Source organism: Sphingobium sp., assembly GCF_049304695.1.
In the GTDB taxonomy this organism is placed as follows: Bacteria; Pseudomonadota; Alphaproteobacteria; order Sphingomonadales; family Sphingomonadaceae; genus Sphingobium.
Genome location: NZ_JBAQOK010000061.1, coordinates 1 through 18,733, shown reverse-complemented (window position 1 = coordinate 18,733; position 18,733 = coordinate 1). Strand labels below are relative to the sequence as shown.

Below are 18,733 nucleotides of genomic sequence, written 5' to 3'. Positions count from 1 at the left end.
TGCGCGACCACATGCGTCCAATCGGATGGAATCAGTCCGATTTGAGAATGGTTCGCAATTGATATGAAATTATCGAGTTTCGCTGACTATGCGGTCGTGCTGATGGCTGCTGCTGCGCGCCATTGCGGCGGCGTTCGCATGAACGCGACCACGCTGGCCGCCGAAACTGGTATCCCGCTGCCCACTGCGCAGAAACTGGTGAGCCGCTTGTCGGCCGCCGGGCTGCTCGAATCCAGCCGTGGCACGGGCGGGGGCGTGCGCCTGTCGCGCCCGCCCGCCACGATCACGCTCGCCGATGTGGTCGAAGCAGTCGAAGGGCCGATCGCCATGACCGCCTGCGCCGAAAGCGGTGCGCATGATTGCAATCTGGAAACCGATTGCCGTATCCGCCCGCATATGAACGTCGCCAATGAAGCGATCCGCGCCGCCCTTGCCGGTGTGACGATCGCCAGCCTGACACGAGAAATGGCATGACCGAAGAAACGACGACGATCCGCAACCGCGAAGCGCAGGAGGCCGCCGACCGTGCCTCCACCTACGAACATGGCTGGTCGTCGGACATCGAGCAGGACTTCGCGCCCAAGGGGCTGAACGAGGATACGGTCCGCTACATCTCCGCCAAGAAGAAGGAGCCGCAATGGCTGCTCGACTGGCGGCTGAAGGCGTTTGCCATGTGGAAGACGATGACCCCGCCTGACTGGGCGAAGCTGAACGTGCCGCCGATCGACTATCAGGACGCCTATTATTACGCCGAGCCGAAGAAGAAGGTGGAGCTGGATTCGCTCGATCAGGTCGATCCTGAAATTCTGGCGACTTACAAGAAGCTGGGCATTCCCATCGCCGAGCAGGAGATGCTGGCCGGGGTGAAGGGCAGCCGCCGGATCGCGGTGGACGCCGTGTTCGATAGCGTCAGCGTGGCCACCACCTTCCGCAAGGAACTGGAAGAAGCGGGCGTCATCTTCCGCTCGATCAGCGAGGCGGTGCGCGAATATCCGGAGCTGGTTCAGAAGTGGATGGGCAGGATCGTGCCAATGCACGACAACTACTTCGCCACTTTGAACTGCGCGGTCTTTTCCGACGGGACGTTCGTTTACATTCCCAAAGGCGTGCGGTGCCCGATGGAATTGTCCACTTACTTCCGCATCAACGCGGAAAATACCGGGCAGTTCGAACGGACGTTGATCGTCGCAGACGAGGGGAGCTATGTCTCCTACCTTGAAGGCTGCACGGCGCCGATGCGCGACGAAAATCAGTTGCACGCCGCCGTCGTGGAACTGGTGGCGCTGGACGATGCGGAGATCAAATATTCGACCGTCCAGAACTGGTATCCCGGCGATGCGGACGGCAAGGGCGGCATCTATAATTTCGTGACCAAGCGCGCCTTGTGTCAGGGGAAGAACAGCAAGGTGTCGTGGACGCAGGTGGAAACCGGGTCCGCGATCACATGGAAATATCCGTCCTGCGTGCTGAATGGCGAGAACAGCGTCGGGGAGTTTTATTCCGTCGCGCTGACCAACAATATGCAACAGGCCGACACCGGCACCAAGATGATTCACAATGGCAAGGGCACGCGATCGACCATCGTGTCCAAGGGGATTTCGGCCGGGCGGAGCAACAACACCTATCGTGGGCTGGTACGCGTGGCGCCGGGGGCGGAGGGGGTACGGAATTTCACCCAATGCGACAGCCTGCTGCTGGGCGACCAGTGCGGCGCGCATACCGTGCCCTATATCGAGGTGCGCAATCCCAGCGCGCAGATCGAGCATGAGGCGACGACGTCGAAGATTTCCGACGATCAGTTGTTCTATGCGATGCAGCGTGGGCTGGATCAGGAAAGCGCCGTTGGCCTGATCGTGAACGGCTTTGCGCGGGAAGTGTTGCAGCAACTGCCGATGGAGTTTGCCGTCGAAGCGCAGAAGTTGCTGGGGATTTCGCTGGAAGGGTCGGTGGGGTGACCCCTGCCACGTCACGCCGGATTTGATCTGGCATCCCGCTTTTTGCGCGTGACGGCAGAAGGCAGCGATACCCCGGATCAGGTCCGGGGTGACGAATGGAAATTGAGAGCTAAGAGGACTGAGACTTGAGCGACGAAGACGATATTCAGGATGCCCTCGCGGATTTTGCGGAGGATGTCGGCAATGGCCAGTCATGGACCGCCGCGATCCGTATCCTGACCGAGGATTATGAGTTGGAAGAGGGCGAGCTGGAGCCACGTGCGCGTGCGGAGTTTGGCGATCTCGACGCCTATGAGGCAACCAGCCGCGAAACTCTGCAAAAAGCCGATGCGGCGATGACCGAGAAGCTGGGAAAGGACAAGGCGTTCCATAAGGCCAAGGCGCCCAACCTGGCCCGCATGGGTCCGGTGAGCGAATTTGTCGTGGCGTTGCTGGAGAAAGGTCCGCCCGAAGGCGAGGCCGACTGGTGGCCCTATATGCCGGTCAAGCGCCACATCGATACGCTGTTCCCCGCGCCCGGCGACGTGCGCGACATGGCCTTCTGGACCGCACGCACGCTCGAACGCGCGCATAAGGGATAGGGCTGATGTGGCGCACCTCCTCAATCCTCCCCTGCAAGGGGAGGGGGACCACGACGTGGTGGAGGGGTGTCGCCCTATCGAGAGCGCGACACCCCTCCATCTGGCCTTCGGCCCGACACCTCCCCTTGCAGGGGAGGATGAATTTTCACGCCGCACTGCCGGGAATGATCCATGCTTAATATTACCGACCTGACCAATGAAATCGACGGCAAGGCAATCCTTAAGGGTCTGTCGCTGACCATCAACGCGGGGGAAATCCATGCGATCATGGGGCCTAACGGTGCGGGCAAGTCGACGCTGGCCTATACGCTGGGCGGTCGGCCCGGTTATGAGGTGACGGGGGGCAGCGCGACATTCGACGGTGTGGACTTGTTCACGCTCGACCCGCATGAGCGCGCGGCGGCGGGGCTTTTCCTGGGATTCCAATATCCCGTCGAAATCCCCGGCGTGTCCAACCTGCAATTTCTGCGCGAAAGCCTGAACAGCCAGAAGCGCGCGCGCGGCGAAAAGGAACTGAACGGTGGCGAGTTCATCCGTCTGGCCAAGGACAAGGCCGGGCTGCTCGGCCTGGACATGGACATGCTCAAGCGGCCGGTGAATGTCGGCTTTTCGGGCGGCGAAAAGAAGCGCGCGGAAATGGTGCAGATGGGCATTCTCGATCCCAAGCTGGCGATTCTGGACGAGACCGATAGCGGCCTCGACATCGACGCGCTCAAGATCGTGGGCGCAGGCATCAACGCGATCATGCGCAAGCCCGACAAGGCCGTGCTGCTGATCACCCATTATCAGCGGCTGCTCGATTATGTGAAGCCGGACTATGTCCATGTGCTGGCGGGCGGGCGGATCGTGAAGTCGGGTGGCCCCGAACTGGCGCTCGAACTGGAACGCGAAGGCTATGCAGAGGTCGTCGGGACCGAGGCGGCGGCGGCGTGAACGCCCTTCCCACCCGCAAGGACGAAGCCTGGCGCTATAGCGATGTGGAGGCTGTCGCGTCGATCTGGCCGTTGCCTGCGCCCACGCGCATCGACGTGGCGGCGGGCGACGGCGCGCACCATCATCTGTTGCAGGATGCGGCTGACGGGACGGTGGCGGTGCATGACTATGTCATCACAGTGGGTGATGGGGCGCGGTGCGATTTTCATGTGCTGAACATCGGCGGCAAATTCGGCCGCGTGACGCTGGACGTGACATTGGGTCGGGGCGCGCATTTCGAACTGGGCGGCGCGATTTTGGGCGGCGGGGATCAGGTGCTGGAAATCATCACGTCGGTCACGCATGCGCAGCCCGACGCGACCAGTGGCCAGACGATCCGATCGATCCTGGGCCAGCGCGCGACCGGCAGCTATCTGGGCGCGATCCGCGTGGCCCGCGATGCGCAACGCACCGACGCGTTTCAGTCGGTCAAGGCGATGCTGCTGGATCGCACCGCGACGGCGAATGCCAAGCCCGAACTGGAAATCTACGCCGACGACGTGAAATGCGCGCATGGCGCGACCGTGGGCGAGCTGGACAAGGCGGCGCTGTTCTACATGGCGTCGCGCGGCATGGACCCGGCAACGGCCAAGACTCTGCTGCTGCGCTCCTTCGTGGCGGGCGTGTTCGACGGCGTGGCGGATGAGGCGGTGAAGGATGCGCTGGAAGCTGCGGCGATCGCCAAGCTGGAGGCGCTGGTATGACATACGCCAAAATCCTCCCCTGCAAGTGGTGGAGGGGTGTTGCCCTCTCGATAGGGGGACACCCCTCCGTCAGCGCTGCGCGCTGCCACCTCCCCTTGCAGGGGAGGATGGTATGACGCTTTCCCTGCGCCACGATTTCCCCGGTGTTGGCGACTGGCATTATCTCGACAGCGCAGCCACGGCGCAGAAGCCGCGTGCTGTGATTGACGCGATCGCGCGGGCCTATGGCCCCGATTATGCGACTGTGCATCGCGGCGTCTATGAACGGTCGGCGAACATGACGCTCGCCTATGAAGAGGCGCGGCGCAAGGTTGCGACGTTCATCGGCGCGTCGTCGGATAGCGAGATCGTCTATGTACGCGGCGCGACCGAGGGGATCAATCTGGTCGCGCAATGCTGGGCCGGGGAACAGTTGAAGGCGGGCGACCGCATCCTGCTCTCCACGCTGGAGCATCACAGCAATATCGTGCCATGGCAGATGGCGGCGGAGAAGGTCGGCGCGGCGATCGACGTCGTGCCGCTCACCGGCGACGGCAAAATCGATCTCGACGCGATGCGCGCGATGATTACACCAAAGCACCGGATGGTGGCGCTGGCCCATGTGTCGAACGTGCTCGGCAGCGTGCTCGATTGCCGCCGCGCCGCCGACATCGCCCATATGGTCGGCGCAAAGATATTGATCGACGGGTGCCAAGCGGTGCCGCGTCTGGCGGTCGATGTTCAGGCGCTCGATTGCGATTTCTACGTCTTTTCCGCGCACAAACTCTACGGCCCGACCGGCATCGGCGTGCTGTGGGGGCGGGGCGAACTGCTCGACGCCATGCCGCCCTATCAGGGTGGCGGGTCGATGATCGACAAGGTGACGTTCGAAAAGACGACCTACGCGCCCGCGCCGACCCGGTTCGAAGCGGGAACGCCGCATATCACCGGCGTCGTGGGTCTGTCGGCGGCGATCGATTATGTGCAGGGCCATGGGCTGGATGCGATCCACGCGCATGAATGTGCGCTGGTCGCCAGTGCGCGCGATGCGCTCGGCAACCTCAATAGCGTGCGGCTGTTCGGGCCGGACGATAGCGCGGGTATCCTGTCTTTCGAAGTCGGGGGGGTGCATCCGCATGACGTCGGCACCATATTGGACGAAACCGGCGTCGCGATCCGGGCCGGGCATCATTGCGCCCAGCCGCTGATGCGGCATCTGGGCGTCGAAGCGACCGCGCGGGCCAGCTTTGGCATTTACAGCGATCAGAGCGACGTGGACGCGCTGGTCAAAGGCATAGAACGGGTAAGGAAGATCTTCGGATGAGCAGCGAAGACCATAAGATCATGACGCAGGAAGTCGATGCCGTGGCAGCGCCGCCCAAGGCGCGCGTGGAGCCGATCGCTCCTGTGTCACGCCAGCGCGACTACCTCGATGGGTTCCTGACGCAAAAGCCGGTGGAGACGCCCGTCGGCGAACCGGGCGGCGACCTGTATGAAGCAGTGATCGAGGCTCTCAAGGAGATTTACGACCCGGAAATCCCAGTCAATATCTACGATCTGGGCCTGATCTATGGCGTGGATGTCAATGAAGGCCATGTCGTCGTCACCATGACGCTGACGACGCCGCATTGTCCGGTGGCTGAATCCATGCCGGGCGAAATCGAATTGCGCGTCGGCGCGGTGCCGGGCGTGGGCGATGCCGAGGTCAATCTCGTCTGGGACCCGCCATGGGATCCGCAGAAGATGAGCGATGAGGCCAAGTTGGAACTGGGCATGCTATAATATTTTCCCCTCCCTTTAGGGAGGGGGCAGGGGAGGGGCTGTAACGTTCCTCTTATCCGACACACCCTCCCCCAACCCCTCCCTAAAGGGAGGGGAGGAGATCATGAGAATGACAGACGTCCAGACCAAAACCCGCGCGCGTCCCGCCGCCGTCATCCTGACGCCCTCTTCGCAGGCGCGCATTGCCGAGTTGATGGCTGCCGCGCCTGAAGGCGCGATCGGGGTCAAACTGTCGACGCCCAAGCGCGGCTGTTCCGGCCTTGCCTATTCGGTCGATTATGTGACGCAGGAAGTGAAGTTCGACGAGAAGATCGAAACCCCCGGCGGCGTTCTTTATATCGATGGCGGGTCGGTGCTGTATCTGATCGGATCGACGATGGACTGGGTGGAAGATGATTTCACCGCCGGGTTCGTGTTCAACAATCCCAATGCCAAGGGCAGTTGCGGGTGCGGCGAAAGTTTCACGGTCTGACCGGCGGGCATTGATGCCCCATCTGCTGATTTTCGGCATGGGTTATACGGCTGGACGGCTGGCCGATCGTCTGCGGGCGAAGGAATGGCGCGTGACCGGCATCCGCCGCGCGGCCGATGGCGACAGCCTGGCCTTTGACGATGCGTCGTCTGTGCAGGTCGCGATCATGCAGGCGACCCATATCCTCTCCTCCGTCCCGCCAGAGGGCGAAGTCGATCCGGTGCTGCTCCGCTACGGTCCCGCCATAGCCGCTGCGCATGCGCTGTGGACCGGCTATCTGTCCTCCACTGGCGTTTATGGCGACGCAGGCGGCGCTTGGGTGGACGAAGCCAGCCCGATCGGCGTGGGCCGCCGCACGGCGCGGACGCAGGCCGATGCGGACTGGGGCGAACTACGGGCCGATGTCAGGCGCTTTCGCTTGCCCGGCATTTATGGTCCCGGTCGATCCGCTCTGGACCGCGTGCGTGAGGGAAAAGCGCATCGTATCGACCTGCCGGGGCAGGTGTTCAGCCGGGTGCATGCGGATGACATCGTGTCCGGCATCATGGCGTCGTTCGACGGACCGCCGGGCGTGTATAATCTGGCCGACGACCTGCCCTGCGCGCAGAATAGCGTCATCGAAGCTGCCTGCGATCTGCTCGCGCTGCCCTATCCGCCGGTTCAGACATTGGAGCAGGCGGCGCTGTCGCCGATGGCGCGCGGTTTCTATGCCGAAAATCGCCGCGTTGCGAACGGCCGGGCAAAGCGGCTGCTGGGCTGGTCGCTCCGCTATCCCACCTATCGCGAAGGCCTGTCTGCCTGTTTGTCGCCTGCGATCTGATTCGGTTCGGCGCAAAGCGGGGGCGTTGCTTACGCTTCCTTAACCACGAAGGTCCGATGACGAGGCATCACATGCTTTGGGAACAATCCGATGGACCGCATCGACCACGCTTTTTACGCCTTGAGCCAGCGGATGGATGCCATTTCGATGCCGGGCCGGACGATCAGTTCGCCCGAACCGCTGGTCAGCCTGATCGACAAGGTCAATGCGGCCAAGCGTATGTATCAGCCGGGCATGCGTCGCTAACCAGCCTTACGGTTCGCCCTTGGATTCCTGCATCCTCCGTTCGGCGAACCATTGTTGCAACCGCTGCGCCGCGCAGCCGGTAAAGCCGTTGCTGCCGATCGCGCTGCAACTGCCGGGCAGGGTCTGGCGCTGCACCTGTTCCATGGTCGCGACCTGACTGCCCCAGCCGGGACCGCCGGAAACAGCTGGCTTTTCGCGCAATTTCTTGGGGATGCGATAGCGTTCCGCTTCGGGCTTGCGTGCGCACACGACGATGTCGTCGCCCTGGCTTTGCGGACAGGGATCGTCACCATAGACCAGCAGGTTAATGATCCGCTCCGGCGGCGGCTGCGTCTGTGCCAGCGCGGAGGACGGCAGAAGCGGGGCCAGCATCAGGCCGATAAGGGGCAGTACGACAGAGCGCCGCATCGGATCAGTTCCTTCATGTCCCCTGTGGTGGAACCGGGGCGGCCCATTGCCCCGGCCATATCATAATATCATGACGCCAGACGGCGTAGCTTTCCGTCAGGGCTGGCCGGGGGTAGTGGCAGTGGGCTGTTGCTGCGCCGCCGCCTTTTCTTCAGCCTTCACGCGTGCCTCGATCTTGTCGCTGTCGGAATCGATCGTGGACAGGCGTTTTGTACGCTCAGCCTCGACCAGATCCTTCCAGCTGGCATTATCCAGCGCCTGTCGCTCCGCCTTGGCAAGGCGGGAGAGTTGGGCAAAGCAACCGGTCGCACCGCCGCTGCCAACCGGCGAGCAGCTTTCCGTCCCGCTGCGCCCGATATATTCCATCGACCTTACGCGCTCGCCCCAGGCCTGCTTGCTCGGTTCATTGGGATTGCCACGCAGCGGTTCGGGGATACGATAGCGCTCTTCTTCGCCCTTGCGCGCGCAGACGACGATGTCGTCGCCCTGACTTTGCGGGCACGCGTCCTCGCCATAGACGATCACGAGATTGATCTTTTCATTGCTGGGACCGGCAACGGCCGTCGGCGCGCTTGCCTGCTGCGCCAGCGCGGGGACGCTCGCGCCCATCATCAACCCGATGGCGAGGGCTTTGGCGATCATCGGGTGTGTCATCGTCGCTCGTTCCTTAATCAAATATGTTTCGACAGCGCGATGGCAGCGCGGCATCCCAGCCGGATCGCGCCGGACAAGAGCGGATAGGCGGGAGCCTGCTCCGCGCCATGCGCCAGTGCGGCGTCGCGATGTTCGACTTCTTCTGCCTGAAAATCCGCGATGGCGGTGGAGAGTTCCGGGTCGTCTTTGCCCAATGCGTCCAGTTGATGCGCATAGTGCCGATCGATCTCGGTTTCGATCGCGGCAGTACAGGCCATCGCCGCCTTTGGTCCCATCGCCGCCGTAACGGCGCCCAGCGCGAAACCCGCCACGTTCCAGATCGGCGCGAGCGCTGTCGGACGGACGCTGCGTCGGGTCATCATGGCGTCGAACGCAATGCGATGCCGCTCCTCCTGCGCCGCCATGCCAGCAATCAGGCGGCCATAAGGGTGCCTGTCACCCATTACGGCCAGTTGTCCGGCGTAGATGCGGGTAGCCCCGAACTCGCCAGCCTGATCGACGCGCACCATCGCGTCGCGCGCGTCGCCGGTCACGCGGCGGCCGGGGCGGGGGAAGTCGTTCGATACACTCATGCGCGGCGTCCTTTGCCAGCCAACAGCGTCAAGATGGCTATTGCGCCGCTGACCGACAAGATACCGTTATAGCCCGCCAGCGATATGCCCAGCAGGGTCCAGGGCGCGACGTCGCAGCGGATCACGGGCGTCGCCATGATCTGGTTCAATATATCCGCAGGATTGCCGCCTGACGGCGTGGTGGAACAGGTGGTCAACCCTTCCCACCATCCATATTCGACCCCGGCGTGGAACAGCCCGATACCGCCGCTGATGGCGATGGCGATGGCGGCGAGGGTTGTGAAGGTTGCGCTCGTTCCGGGGCGCTCTTTTGTTGCGAACGCCAGTAGGGCCAGGGGGATCGCCACCATATGCGGATAACGCTGCCACCAGCACATGTCGCAGGGGTGCAGGCCGCCGATATATTGGGAGATATAAGCGCCGCCCAGCAAGACGACAGGGATCAGCAACGCAAGCGTGCGGGCGAGGGGGAGTTTCGTCATCGCCCTGAGCTTAGACGCCCCGGACCCTTTCGTCATGCTGAACTTGACCGGGCGGCGAAGTAATTACACCGTGTTCCCGCGCAGGCGGGAACCCAGTCCCGCCGCTTGATCTGGGTTCCCGCCTGCGCGGGAACACGGTGCGCTCCTATTTCGCTCCCGGCTTACGCGCCGCGACCTGTGTCTGGGCGATCGTTGCTCCGGGCGTTCCGGCCAGGCGCGCGATCGTCTTGAGCGCATAGTCGAGCTGGAAGTCCTCGACACCCTTCTTCTTGAGATCCTCGGCAGACAGGACGAAGCGTGGATCGTCCTTGCTGTCTTCCTCCAGCACCTTGTCGTCCGCCTTGATCTCGTTGATCAGATGGCGGCGCAGGTCGCTTTCGCGATATTTCGGGCGGTTCTTGTAATCGGGGTCGGACAGTTGCGGCACGCGGATGTCGGGCTGGATGCCCCCTTCCTGCACCGACCGGCCCGATGGTGTATAATAGCGTGCCGTTGTCAGCTTGAGCGCGGTAGTGTTGCTGAGCGGCAGCATGGTCTGCACGCTGCCTTTACCAAAGCTGCGTTCGCCCATCACCAGCGCGCGATGCTGATCCTGCAAGGCGCCTGCGACGATTTCGGATGCGGATGCGGACCCGGCATCGACCAGCACGATGATCGGCAGCCCCTTGGCGTCGTCGCCGGGCTTGGCATAATAGCGTTCGACATCGCCCTTGGTGCGGCCGCGTTGCGACACGATTTCACCGCGTTCCAGGAAGGTGTCGCTGACCGAGACCGCTTCATCCAGCAAGCCGCCGGGGTTGGAACGCAGGTCGAGGATGTAGCCGGTCGGCCGATGGCCCAGGCTCTTGTCGATGCTGCGGATCGCCTGCCGCACGTCGGCCCCGGTGTTGGCGGAGAAGCTGACGATATTGATGACGCCGATATTATTCTTCACTTCCCATTTGACGGGCTTGAGCTGAATGATCTCGCGCGTCAGGGTCATGTCGATCGGCTTGTCGCGACCGGCGCGCACTATGGTGATCTTTATGGTGGTGCCCGGCGCACCGCGCATCTTGTCGACCGCTTCGTCGAGCGTGCCGCCATAGATCAACTGGCCGTCCAGATGGGTGATATAGTCGCCCGCCTTGATCCCCGCGCGCCATGCGGGGGTATCCTGCGTCGGGGCGATCACCTTGACCGCGCCATCCTCCTGCGTGACGGACAGGCCGAGGCCACCATAATTGCCTTCGGTCTGGGTGCGTAGATTCTGGAAATCGCGCGCGTCCAGGAAGCTGCTGTGCGGATCGAGGCTGGCCAGCATGCCGTCGATCGCGCCCTTGATCAGCTTTTCATCATCGACTTTCTCGACATAATCGGTGCGCACTTTCTGGAACACGTCCATGAATTCATCGAGCGCCTTGTAGCTCGACGCTTCCCCATCGGCGAGCGCTGCGGTGGTAACAGGAATGAGCGCAAGCGCCCCAAGCGCGAGTGCGCCCTGGAGGAAGGTCGATTTCATGGCTGTCCTTGATTCCGGCATCTGCGTTCCATCATAATCCGATTCGCGGTCCGACGCAAAAGGCGGTTCGACCAATGTTGTCTATGAGCGATGAGCGTCGGGTTAACGTGCCGCACGTCACATCGATCCTACCAGCGGCACGATGTCAACGGGTCTGCCATTGCGGCGCAATTCGATCGTCACGGTCGCGCGCCCTTGCCCCGTGATACCGATCGGGTCGCCCTGCCGCACGCTGTCGCCGACCTGTGCGGTCACGCGGTGCAGGCCGGTCAGCAGTGTCGTCCAGCCCTGACCATGGTCGATAATCAATATCTGCCCATAGCCGCGATAAAGCCCGGCAAAGACGATGCGGCCCGCCGTGGGCGCCACGGCTTGCGCGCCCGGCTGCGTCACCAGCGTCAGGCCGCGCGACCGCACGCCCCCGTCATTGACCTCGCCCATGCCGGTGACGAGCTGGCCCATGACGGGCAGGCGGTATGGCGGCGGGCCGCTGGACAGGGTGTCGCGCTCGGTTGGTGGTGTCGCGACCTGATCGGGGCGGGCGGGACGCAGCAGGGGGCCGGGGAGGACGGCCAATTGTTCGCGCAGGTCGCCCGCCTGCTCCAGCCGGTCCATCAGGTCCACGATGTCGCGCGCCTGCTCGCCCAGAGCCAGTGCGCGTTCGCTTTCCATGCCCGCGGTCGTGCGATAATCGCGCGCTGCGAGGCGCTTGCGTGTTTCGAGCATGGCCAGCGCCGCTTGTCGTTCCTGCCGGTCAGCTTGCGCGCGGGCCAGTGCGTCGGCAGCCTGCTGCGCCGTTGCCCGAAGCGCGCGGCTGCGGTCCAGTTCGGCGCGCAAGCCGACGGTGCGCTGGCGGATCACCGGCAATATCTGGTCCAGCACGGCGCGCATATGCACCGCATCGTTGACCGATCCGGGTTGTACCAGCGCCATCGCCAGTGGGCGGCGGGCGATCATCTGGAGCGCGGCGGTCAGGCGGACGACCGGCTCCTGCCGGGCAGAGAGGCGGGCGGCCTGCGCCCGCTGCATCCGGGCGATGATGGCGATGCGGGCTTGTGCAGCCTGAATATCCGCTTCCGCCTGCTGGATGCGCGCGGCGGTGGCGGCGGCCTGTCGGCGCGCCTGTTCGGCCTCGTCGCGCGCGGCGCTGGCCTGGCTTTCCAGCCGGGCGGATCGGTCACGCGCTTCTTCAGATTGTTTGCGCGCGGCCTTCAGGGCGGCCTGTTCCTGCGCCAGCGTGGTGCCAGCGGTGCCGGACAGGATGAGCGTGCGGTCGTCGGCGGCGATCAGGCGCGCGGCCATCAGGGTCATCGCCCCTGCCAGCATCGCTGCCCTGATCCCTGCACGCGTCATTGCGATGGCATATCCCGTCCGCCCACGCTCATCCTTCGCGATGATAGGGGTGGTTGGCAAGGATGGAGCAGGCCCGCCACAATTGTTCGGCCAGCATCGCCCGCGCCATCATATGCGGCCATGTCATCGCGCCAAAGGCGATCAGCAGGTCGGCATTGGCCCGTTCCGCGTCATCGAAGCCATCCGCCGCGCCGATCAGGAAGCGACATTCGCGAGTACCGGCGTCGCGCCAGCCCTCGATACGGCGGGCAAAGTCCAGCGATCCGAGTTGCTTGCCCTTTTCGTCCAGCATCACGGTGACGGTGCCGGGACCAGCAGGGGGCAGCTTGCCGCCGCGATCGGGCATTTCGGTGATCTTGTGCGGCATGGTCAGGCGCTTGACGTAGCGATCGAGCAGATCGGCTTCTGGCGACCGTCCGATCTTCCCGCGCGCGATGATGTGGAGGAGCATGGATGCGCCTCTAACGCATCATCGCGCCGCTGTCGAAGGATCGAGCGAAGGTTTCAGCCGCAGGCGTCAGGCGTTGCCTGCCACCGGTGCATCGACAAAGCCCCACATCCGTTCCAGATTGTAGAAGCTGCGCACTTCCGGCTTGAACAGATGGACGATCACGTCGCCCGCGTCGATCAGGACCCAGTCGGCGACCGGCAGGCCTTCGACCCGTGCCGAACGGCCGGTTTCCTTCTTGATCCGTTCGGCCAGATGCTGGGCGATGGCCGCGACCTGACGCGACGAACGGCCGCTGGCGATCACCATATGATCGGCGATGCTGCTCTTGCCTTCCAGCGGGATAGAGATGGTTTCCTGTGCCTGGTCATCGTCTAACGATTGCATGACGAGGGCGTGCAGGGCGGCCACTGAATCGGCGTTGGACGCCGTGTCGTTGGCAGGGGCGGGTCTGGTCAAAAAAACTCCAATCTTTCTTCGTTGCCGCATTTCGAGCCGGTGGCCTGCCTGTCTGCATGACCTATCGGAAAACGCTTTAAACGATCAACCGCCGCGTGAGCCTGTCGCGCACGCAGCTTTCAACATATTCGCGATGCCAAAGGGGGTCCGCCTGCCGGAGCAGGGTTGCCGATCTTGGATCAGGGCGGAAGCGCAAAAGCACAAGCGCCGGAACTCTCCAATTCGTCCAGTCTGCACTCTGGCGCGCGGGCCGGACGAAGCGCCGCAGCCAACTCATGGCCGCAGAGCCATAAGCCTGACTATCATAACCCGGACGGGCGATCACGGCAATGGGTATCTGTCGCGCGATGCCGCGCCAGTCTTTCCACGCGGAAAACTGGGCCAGATTGTCCGCGCCCATCAACCAGATGAAGCGATTGCGCGCATATGTTCGCTGAATCGCGCGCAGTGTATCGACCGTGTATCGCGTTTGCAGGCGCGATTCGATCGCGGTCACGCGAATCGGTGCGCGGCGCGCGACCTTGCCCGCACGCGCGACCCGCGCCTTGAGCGGCGCCATGCCCTTACGCGGTTTGAGCGGATTGCCCGGTGACACCAGCCACCACACTTCGTCCAGGTTCAGCGCTTCCATCGCAAACAGGGATATCGCGCGATGGCCGCCATGGGCGGGATTGAAGGAGCCGCCGAGCAGGCCGATGCGTTTCATGCCCGTCTCATGCCATGTGCGATGGGGGGCTGCAATCCAGCCCCCGTCCTTCCATCAGGCCGCCTGCGCCTTCAGCAATTTGTCGATGGTCAGCGGATAATCGCGCAAGCGGATGCCGGTCGCGTTATAGATCGCATTGGCCACCGCCGCACCCGCGCCGCAAATGCCCAGTTCGCCGACACCCTTCGCTTTCATCGGCGAACTTTTATCGTCCAGTTCGTCGATGAAAAGCACGTCCTGCTCCGGGATGTCGGCATGTACGGGCACGACATATTCGGCCATGTCGTGATTGATGAAGAGACCGAACCGGGTATCGACGTCCAGCGATTCCATCAACGCCGCGCCCACGCCCATGGTCATCGCGCCGATCACCTGGCTGCGCGCGGATTTGGGGTTGAGGATACGCCCGGCGGCAAATGCGCCGCCCATACGACGGATGCGGATTTCGGCGGTGTCGATATCGACGCCCACTTCGCAGAAATGCGCGCCGAACGTCGCCTGCGCAAAGCGTTTGTCGAGATCGCCATAGTCCATGCTGTCTTCGGCCCACACGCCTTCGCGCCCTGCCAGCGCCGCCAGCGTCTGCGACTTGTTTTCATGCCGGATCAGGCCGTCCTCAAACTGTGCCTGATCGGCGGGATAGCCCGCCTTTTCCGCCAGCTTCGCGCGCAACGCCATCGCAGCGGCATAGACGCCCGCCGTCGAACTGTTCGCGCCCCATTGACCGCCCGACCCGGCGGATGCGGGGAAACGGCTATCGCCCAGTTTGACGACGACCTGTTTCAGATCGACGCCCAGCATTTCCGCAGCAGTCTGTCCGATGATCGTATAGCTGCCGGTGCCGATGTCGGTCATGTCGGTTTCGACGATCACGCCCCCCTGCGCATTAACACCGATCCGCGCACCTGACTTCATGACCATATTGTTGCGGAAGGCGGTCGCGACACCCATGCCGACCAGCCAGCGGCCGTCGCGCACCTGACCCGGCTTCGCCTTGCGCTTGTTCCAGCCGAAACGATCCGCGCCAGCGCGCATACATTCGACCATCTTGCGGCTGGAAAAGGGGCGCTGCGTCCCTGCTTCCGGGTCATATTGCACATCGTTGCGGATACGCAGCTCGACAGGATCGACGCCGCAGGCTTCGGCCAGTTCGTCCATCGCCACTTCGAGCGCCAGCAGGCCGACCGCCTCGCCCGGCGCGCGCATCGCATTGCCTTCGGGCAGGTCCAGCGTCGCCAGCCGGTGTGCCGTCATGCGGTTGCCGCCCCGATACAGTAGTCGCGTCTGCATCGCCGCCGTTTCCGGTCCGCCGCCGGGCAGGTCGCCCGACCAGACTTCATGGCCGATCGCGTCGATGATGCCGTCCTTGTCCGCGCCGATGCGAATGCGCTGGATCGTAGCGGGGCGATGGGTGGTGTTGTTGGGGATTTGCGGACGCGCAATCGCTACCTTGACCGGGCGACCGACCGCCTTGGCCCCCAGTGCCGCCAGCAGAGCATCGGCACGCACGAACAGCTTGGCCCCGAAACCGCCACCGATATAGGGCGATACCAGCCGCACATTGGCTTTGGGGATGCCCAGCGTCTTGGCTACTTCGCCGACGCCCCACGCGATCATCTGGTTCGATGTCCACAAAGTCAGCCTGTCGCCATTCCATGCGGCAGTGGTGGCATGTGGCTCCATCATCGCATGGCTTTGATCGGGCGTGGTGTAATTCTGATCGACCTTCACCGCCGCCTTGGCAAAGGCACCGTCGAAATCGCCGACCTTGGTATCGGCGGGACCGCCAAAGCCCGATGGCGGGATCGCGCCGTTCAGGCGTTCGGCGGCCAGATCGAATTTGCCGTCCTGTACCGTGTAATCGATATGCACCAGCCTGGCCGCGTCACGCGCATTTTCCAGCGTGTCGGCAATGACCAGCGCCAGCGCCTGCTCATAATGTTCGATGTCTGGCCCGCCCAGCAGATGCGCGGTGTTATTATTGCCCTTGGCCAGTTTGCCCGCATTGGCATGCGTCACGATGCCCAATACGCCCGGCGCTGCCTCGGCCGCGCGCAGATCCATGGCTGCGATCTTGCCCTTGGCAATGGCGGAACCCACGATCCAGCCATAGGCGGCATTGGGGGCCGCATCATGCCGTTCATAGGCATAGGGGGCCGATCCGGTGACTTTGGCCGGGCCATCGAGGCGGTCATGGGGCAGGCCGATGACGCGACCCTTGTCGATCGGGTTGATGCCCGCTGGCGTATCGAACTTCATGCCCGTGCCTCCTTCTGGCGGTAGATGGACGCCAGCGTCCGTTCAACCAGCACGGTCTTGAATGCATTGTGATGGGTGGTGCGTGCGCCTTCCAGCGTTGCCTGAGCCACCGCTTTCGCGCCGGATTTTCCAGCCGCGTCGGCTGCCTGCGTCCGCCATGGCTTTGCGCCGATGCCGCCAAAGGCGAAGCGTGCGCCGCCCTTGCGATCGAACACCGCCGCCACCGACACCAGTGCGAAGGCGTAAGACGCCCGGTCGCGCACTTTCCGATAGACATGGGTGCCGCCGATGGGCTTGGGCAGCGTGACCGACGTGATGATTTCGCCCGGTTTCAGCGCGCTTTCGATATGCGGCGTCTCACCGGGCAGGAGATGGAAATCGGCGATGGGGATGGACCGTCTTGCCCCATCGACACCCGTCGTATCGACCTGCGCATCCAGCAGGCGCATCGCCACGGCCATGTCCGAGGGATGCTGGGCGATGCAGGCGTCGCTGACGCCCAATATCGCCAGATTGCGGCTCATGCCGCCGATCGCGCCGCATCCGCTGCCGGGCTTGCGCTTGTTGCAGGGCATCCGCGTATCGTAGAAATAAGGGCAGCGGGTGCGTTGCAGCAGATTGCCCGCCGTCGTCGCCTTGTTCCGCAACTGGCCCGATGCGCCAGCCAGCAGCGCCCGGCTCAGCACGGCATAGTCGCTGCGCACGATCATGTCGGCGGCAAGGTCTGTATTGCGCACCAGAGCGCCGATGCGCAGACCGCCTTCAGGCGTCTTTTCGATCCGGTCCAGCCCCAGATGGTTGACATCGATCAGATGCGTCGGCGTTTCGATCTGATGCTTCATCAGATCCAGTAAATTGGTGCCGCCAGCGATGAAACGTGCGCCCTGCACCGTTCCGGCCGTGCGGGCGGCATCCTCCACGCTCGTTGCGCGGCTATAGACGAAAGGCTTCATGCTTTTGCCCCTTCCACGACATCGTTGATGGCGGCGATGATGTTAGGATAGGCGGCGCAGCGACAGATGTTGCCACTCATTCGTTCCTGCAATTCCGCGTCCGACAGGATGATCTTATCCAGATCGGCGGTTACATGGCTGGGGATTCCCGCCTTGATCTCGTCCAGTACCGCGACCGCCGAACAAATCTGCCCCGGCGTGCAATAGCCGCACTGATAGCCATCGTGCGTGATGAACGCGCGCTGCATCGGGTGCAGGGCATCGGTCGTGCCCAGACCTTCGATCGTCGTCACCTTCTCCCCATCATGCATGACCGCCAGCGTCAGGCAGCTGTTGATCCGTCGCCCTTCGACAATGACAGTGCAGGCCCCGCACTGGCCGTGATCGCAACCCTTTTTGGTGCCGGTCAGATGCAGATGTTCGCGCAGCGCGTCGAGCAAGGTCGTGCGCGGATCGATCTGCAAATGCGTTTCGCGTCCGTTCACGGTCAATTCGACGGGAATCATGCTCGCTCCTTTTGTCTTGGTCGCTGGCGCAGATGCGGCGCTTGCCGCAGAAAACGCCTGCGTCGAAGCAGCGAGCGCAGCGCTGCCACGCAAAAGCCCGCGGCGGCTGAGTTGGTCGGACGGCATGGCTGGTCGTTTCTCCTGTATGGCCTGTGATACGAAGGGAAGCGGCAATCGATCCGCCGACGTTGGAAAAATGATCGGTTCAGACGGTGTCCAACATAAGGGCGAACGCCGCGATCCTGCAATATTTTCGCATGACGGCACTGCGCGGCAGTGGCAGGCACGACTGCACCAATGGCTTAAATCCTTTGAAAACCGCCATTCCTCGAATGGCTATGAAGTTATTTCGCATTCTCGGCGATTCTTTCTTGCCGATCCCCAAAAGCGCTGCTAGTTGGCCGCCTCACCCGTCGAGAGGGACACATCCTCCGACCGCCAGAGCGGGCGTAGCTCAGGGGTAGAGCACAACCTTGCCAAGGTTGGGGTCGAGGGTTCGAATCCCTTCGCCCGCTCCAGAAATCATCGAAAGATCAATGGTTTCTGGGGCGTGATGCGATCAGAATGTTGGAGACAAAGCTCCTTAAATTGGTCGCTGTCTCCACATTGTCTCCACCAAATTTGCAACTGTAGCGGTATTTGGCGGTGTCTGGCGTAGCCGGGTTGTCGTTGGCATTTCGCACTCGGCGTTGATTCAAACTGGTGGGCGTTAAGGTTCGCTGCTGCGTTACAAGAGGTAAGAGACGGACTTTTGCCAGCGGCTGAAAAGCAGTGATCGTGTCGGCACCTCATGCCATGGTGTGGATCGGCGTGCAAAAAGGACCCCGTTAGCGGGGTGATCGGCGTCTAAAAGGGACCCCTCATTTCGATGGTTTAAGCAGCCGGCTGGATTTTCAGGCGGCGAGATCGGGATGTTGGTTTTGG

At 63.0% G+C, this 18,733-nt stretch carries 23 protein-coding genes and 1 tRNA gene; 12 read left to right on the top strand and 12 right to left on the bottom strand.

Annotated features, from left to right (window positions below):
* Positions 1-63 precede the first annotated feature (63 nt).
* The 10 genes from WA070_RS09870 (at position 64) to WA070_RS09825 (ending at position 7,511) form a co-directional block, all read left to right on the top strand.
* Complete coding sequence (locus WA070_RS09870) at positions 64-474, top strand: RrF2 family transcriptional regulator (protein ID WP_422633801.1); 411 nt, start codon at positions 64-66, stop codon at positions 472-474.
* Entirely contained in the window at positions 471-1,955 is a 1,485-nt protein-coding gene (gene sufB, locus WA070_RS09865; protein WP_422633800.1) for a Fe-S cluster assembly protein SufB, read from the top strand. The genes WA070_RS09870 and sufB overlap by 4 nt, the downstream gene beginning before the upstream one ends.
* Before the next feature lie 125 nt (positions 1,956-2,080).
* Positions 2,081-2,536: a hypothetical protein gene (locus tag WA070_RS09860; RefSeq protein ID WP_422633799.1), complete on the top strand. Its 456-nt coding sequence runs from the start codon at positions 2,081-2,083 to the stop codon at positions 2,534-2,536.
* A gap of 171 nt (positions 2,537-2,707) precedes the next feature.
* On the top strand, positions 2,708-3,469 hold the full coding sequence (sufC, locus tag WA070_RS09855; protein ID WP_422633798.1) for a Fe-S cluster assembly ATPase SufC: 762 nt from the start codon (positions 2,708-2,710) through the stop codon (positions 3,467-3,469).
* On the top strand, positions 3,466-4,212 hold the full coding sequence (locus WA070_RS09850; protein ID WP_422633797.1) for a SufD family Fe-S cluster assembly protein: 747 nt from the start codon (positions 3,466-3,468) through the stop codon (positions 4,210-4,212). Before sufC ends, WA070_RS09850 begins: the two co-directional genes overlap by 4 nt.
* Before the next feature lie 112 nt (positions 4,213-4,324).
* Complete coding sequence (locus WA070_RS09845) at positions 4,325-5,515, top strand: cysteine desulfurase (protein WP_422633796.1); 1,191 nt, start codon at positions 4,325-4,327, stop codon at positions 5,513-5,515.
* The gene (locus WA070_RS09840) at positions 5,512-5,973 is read left to right on the top strand and encodes an SUF system Fe-S cluster assembly protein (RefSeq protein ID WP_422633795.1); all 462 of its coding nucleotides are present in this window, start codon (positions 5,512-5,514) and stop codon (positions 5,971-5,973) included. The genes WA070_RS09845 and WA070_RS09840 overlap by 4 nt, the downstream gene beginning before the upstream one ends.
* Before the next feature lie 109 nt (positions 5,974-6,082).
* The gene (locus tag WA070_RS09835; RefSeq protein WP_422633794.1) at positions 6,083-6,445 is read left to right on the top strand and encodes a HesB/IscA family protein; all 363 of its coding nucleotides are present in this window, start codon (positions 6,083-6,085) and stop codon (positions 6,443-6,445) included.
* Between the two features lie 13 nt (positions 6,446-6,458).
* A complete protein-coding gene (locus tag WA070_RS09830; RefSeq protein WP_422633793.1) occupies positions 6,459-7,265 on the top strand; it encodes an SDR family NAD(P)-dependent oxidoreductase in 807 nt (268 codons plus the stop codon).
* Between the two features lie 90 nt (positions 7,266-7,355).
* Positions 7,356-7,511 (top strand): hypothetical protein, encoded by a 156-nt coding sequence (locus tag WA070_RS09825; RefSeq protein ID WP_422633792.1) that lies wholly within the window; start codon positions 7,356-7,358, stop codon positions 7,509-7,511.
* A gap of 6 nt (positions 7,512-7,517) precedes the next feature.
* On the opposite strand, the gene WA070_RS09820 is transcribed toward WA070_RS09825, so the two are convergent.
* The 12 genes from WA070_RS09820 to paoA all read right to left on the bottom strand — a co-directional run bounded on the left by WA070_RS09820 (position 7,518) and on the right by paoA (position 17,902).
* Entirely contained in the window at positions 7,518-7,919 is a 402-nt protein-coding gene (locus tag WA070_RS09820) for a hypothetical protein (protein ID WP_422633791.1), read from the bottom strand.
* A gap of 96 nt (positions 7,920-8,015) precedes the next feature.
* Positions 8,016-8,573: a hypothetical protein gene (locus WA070_RS09815; protein ID WP_422633790.1), complete on the bottom strand. Its 558-nt coding sequence runs from the start codon at positions 8,571-8,573 to the stop codon at positions 8,016-8,018.
* Positions 8,574-8,590: 17 nt separating this feature from the next.
* Positions 8,591-9,145 (bottom strand): demethoxyubiquinone hydroxylase family protein, encoded by a 555-nt coding sequence (locus WA070_RS09810; protein ID WP_422633789.1) that lies wholly within the window; start codon positions 9,143-9,145, stop codon positions 8,591-8,593.
* Entirely contained in the window at positions 9,142-9,627 is a 486-nt protein-coding gene (locus WA070_RS09805) for a disulfide bond formation protein B (RefSeq protein WP_422633788.1), read from the bottom strand. The genes WA070_RS09810 and WA070_RS09805 overlap by 4 nt, the downstream gene beginning before the upstream one ends.
* A 145-nt stretch (positions 9,628-9,772) precedes the next feature.
* Complete coding sequence (locus WA070_RS09800; protein ID WP_422633787.1) at positions 9,773-11,125, bottom strand: S41 family peptidase; 1,353 nt, start codon at positions 11,123-11,125, stop codon at positions 9,773-9,775.
* 117 nt (positions 11,126-11,242) lie between these two features.
* The gene (locus WA070_RS09795) at positions 11,243-12,478 is read right to left on the bottom strand and encodes a murein hydrolase activator EnvC family protein (protein WP_422633897.1); all 1,236 of its coding nucleotides are present in this window, start codon (positions 12,476-12,478) and stop codon (positions 11,243-11,245) included.
* A 28-nt stretch (positions 12,479-12,506) separates the two neighbouring features.
* Positions 12,507-12,929 carry a 23S rRNA (pseudouridine(1915)-N(3))-methyltransferase RlmH gene (locus WA070_RS09790; protein ID WP_422633786.1) on the bottom strand — a complete coding sequence of 141 codons (423 nt, stop codon included), beginning with the start codon at positions 12,927-12,929 and terminating at the stop codon, positions 12,507-12,509.
* 66 nt (positions 12,930-12,995) lie between these two features.
* Positions 12,996-13,385 carry a ribosome silencing factor gene (gene rsfS / locus WA070_RS09785; RefSeq protein WP_422633785.1) on the bottom strand — a complete coding sequence of 130 codons (390 nt, stop codon included), beginning with the start codon at positions 13,383-13,385 and terminating at the stop codon, positions 12,996-12,998.
* A gap of 76 nt (positions 13,386-13,461) precedes the next feature.
* A complete protein-coding gene (locus WA070_RS09780; RefSeq protein ID WP_422633896.1) occupies positions 13,462-14,127 on the bottom strand; it encodes a nicotinate-nucleotide adenylyltransferase in 666 nt (221 codons plus the stop codon).
* Positions 14,128-14,145: 18 nt separating this feature from the next.
* Entirely contained in the window at positions 14,146-16,350 is a 2,205-nt protein-coding gene (paoC, locus tag WA070_RS09775; RefSeq protein WP_422633784.1) for an aldehyde oxidoreductase molybdenum-binding subunit PaoC, read from the bottom strand.
* Positions 16,347-17,303, bottom strand: a complete 957-nt coding sequence (locus tag WA070_RS09770) for an FAD binding domain-containing protein (RefSeq protein ID WP_422633783.1) — start codon at positions 17,301-17,303, stop codon at positions 16,347-16,349. The genes paoC and WA070_RS09770 overlap by 4 nt, the downstream gene beginning before the upstream one ends.
* Positions 17,300-17,902 (bottom strand): aldehyde dehydrogenase iron-sulfur subunit PaoA, encoded by a 603-nt coding sequence (gene paoA, locus WA070_RS09765; protein WP_422633895.1) that lies wholly within the window; start codon positions 17,900-17,902, stop codon positions 17,300-17,302. The genes WA070_RS09770 and paoA overlap by 4 nt, the downstream gene beginning before the upstream one ends.
* Between paoA and WA070_RS09760 the strand changes: the two genes are divergently transcribed.
* Complete coding sequence (locus tag WA070_RS09760) at positions 17,808-18,206, top strand: hypothetical protein (RefSeq protein WP_422633909.1); 399 nt, start codon at positions 17,808-17,810, stop codon at positions 18,204-18,206. The genes paoA and WA070_RS09760 overlap by 95 nt on opposite strands.
* Before the next feature lie 46 nt (positions 18,207-18,252).
* Positions 18,253-18,327, top strand: a tRNA-Gly gene (locus WA070_RS09755).
* Positions 18,328-18,733: the final 406 nt, after the last annotated feature.

Excerpts from the sequence above, each read along its gene's own strand:
- WA070_RS09870 (WP_422633801.1), top strand. The coding sequence starts at position 64 with ATGAAATTATCGAGTTTCGCTGACTATGCGGTCGTGCTGATGGCTGCT.
- sufB (WP_422633800.1), top strand. The coding sequence starts at position 471 with ATGACCGAAGAAACGACGACGATCCGCAACCGCGAAGCGCAGGAGGCC.
- sufC (WP_422633798.1), top strand. The coding sequence starts at position 2,708 with ATGCTTAATATTACCGACCTGACCAATGAAATCGACGGCAAGGCAATC.
- WA070_RS09845 (WP_422633796.1), top strand. The coding sequence starts at position 4,325 with ATGACGCTTTCCCTGCGCCACGATTTCCCCGGTGTTGGCGACTGGCAT.
- WA070_RS09840 (WP_422633795.1), top strand. The coding sequence starts at position 5,512 with ATGAGCAGCGAAGACCATAAGATCATGACGCAGGAAGTCGATGCCGTG.
- WA070_RS09835 (WP_422633794.1), top strand. The coding sequence starts at position 6,083 with ATGACAGACGTCCAGACCAAAACCCGCGCGCGTCCCGCCGCCGTCATC.
- WA070_RS09830 (WP_422633793.1), top strand. The coding sequence starts at position 6,459 with ATGCCCCATCTGCTGATTTTCGGCATGGGTTATACGGCTGGACGGCTG.
- WA070_RS09825 (WP_422633792.1), top strand. The coding sequence starts at position 7,356 with ATGGACCGCATCGACCACGCTTTTTACGCCTTGAGCCAGCGGATGGAT.
- WA070_RS09820 (WP_422633791.1), bottom strand. The coding sequence starts at position 7,919 with ATGCGGCGCTCTGTCGTACTGCCCCTTATCGGCCTGATGCTGGCCCCG.
- WA070_RS09815 (WP_422633790.1), bottom strand. The coding sequence starts at position 8,573 with ATGACACACCCGATGATCGCCAAAGCCCTCGCCATCGGGTTGATGATG.
- WA070_RS09810 (WP_422633789.1), bottom strand. The coding sequence starts at position 9,145 with ATGAGTGTATCGAACGACTTCCCCCGCCCCGGCCGCCGCGTGACCGGC.
- WA070_RS09805 (WP_422633788.1), bottom strand. The coding sequence starts at position 9,627 with ATGACGAAACTCCCCCTCGCCCGCACGCTTGCGTTGCTGATCCCTGTC.
- WA070_RS09800 (WP_422633787.1), bottom strand. The coding sequence starts at position 11,125 with ATGAAATCGACCTTCCTCCAGGGCGCACTCGCGCTTGGGGCGCTTGCG.
- WA070_RS09795 (WP_422633897.1), bottom strand. The coding sequence starts at position 12,478 with ATGACGCGTGCAGGGATCAGGGCAGCGATGCTGGCAGGGGCGATGACC.
- WA070_RS09790 (WP_422633786.1), bottom strand. The coding sequence starts at position 12,929 with ATGCTCCTCCACATCATCGCGCGCGGGAAGATCGGACGGTCGCCAGAA.
- paoC (WP_422633784.1), bottom strand. The coding sequence starts at position 16,350 with ATGAAGTTCGATACGCCAGCGGGCATCAACCCGATCGACAAGGGTCGC.
- WA070_RS09770 (WP_422633783.1), bottom strand. The coding sequence starts at position 17,303 with ATGAAGCCTTTCGTCTATAGCCGCGCAACGAGCGTGGAGGATGCCGCC.
- WA070_RS09760 (WP_422633909.1), top strand. The coding sequence starts at position 17,808 with ATGCTCGCTCCTTTTGTCTTGGTCGCTGGCGCAGATGCGGCGCTTGCC.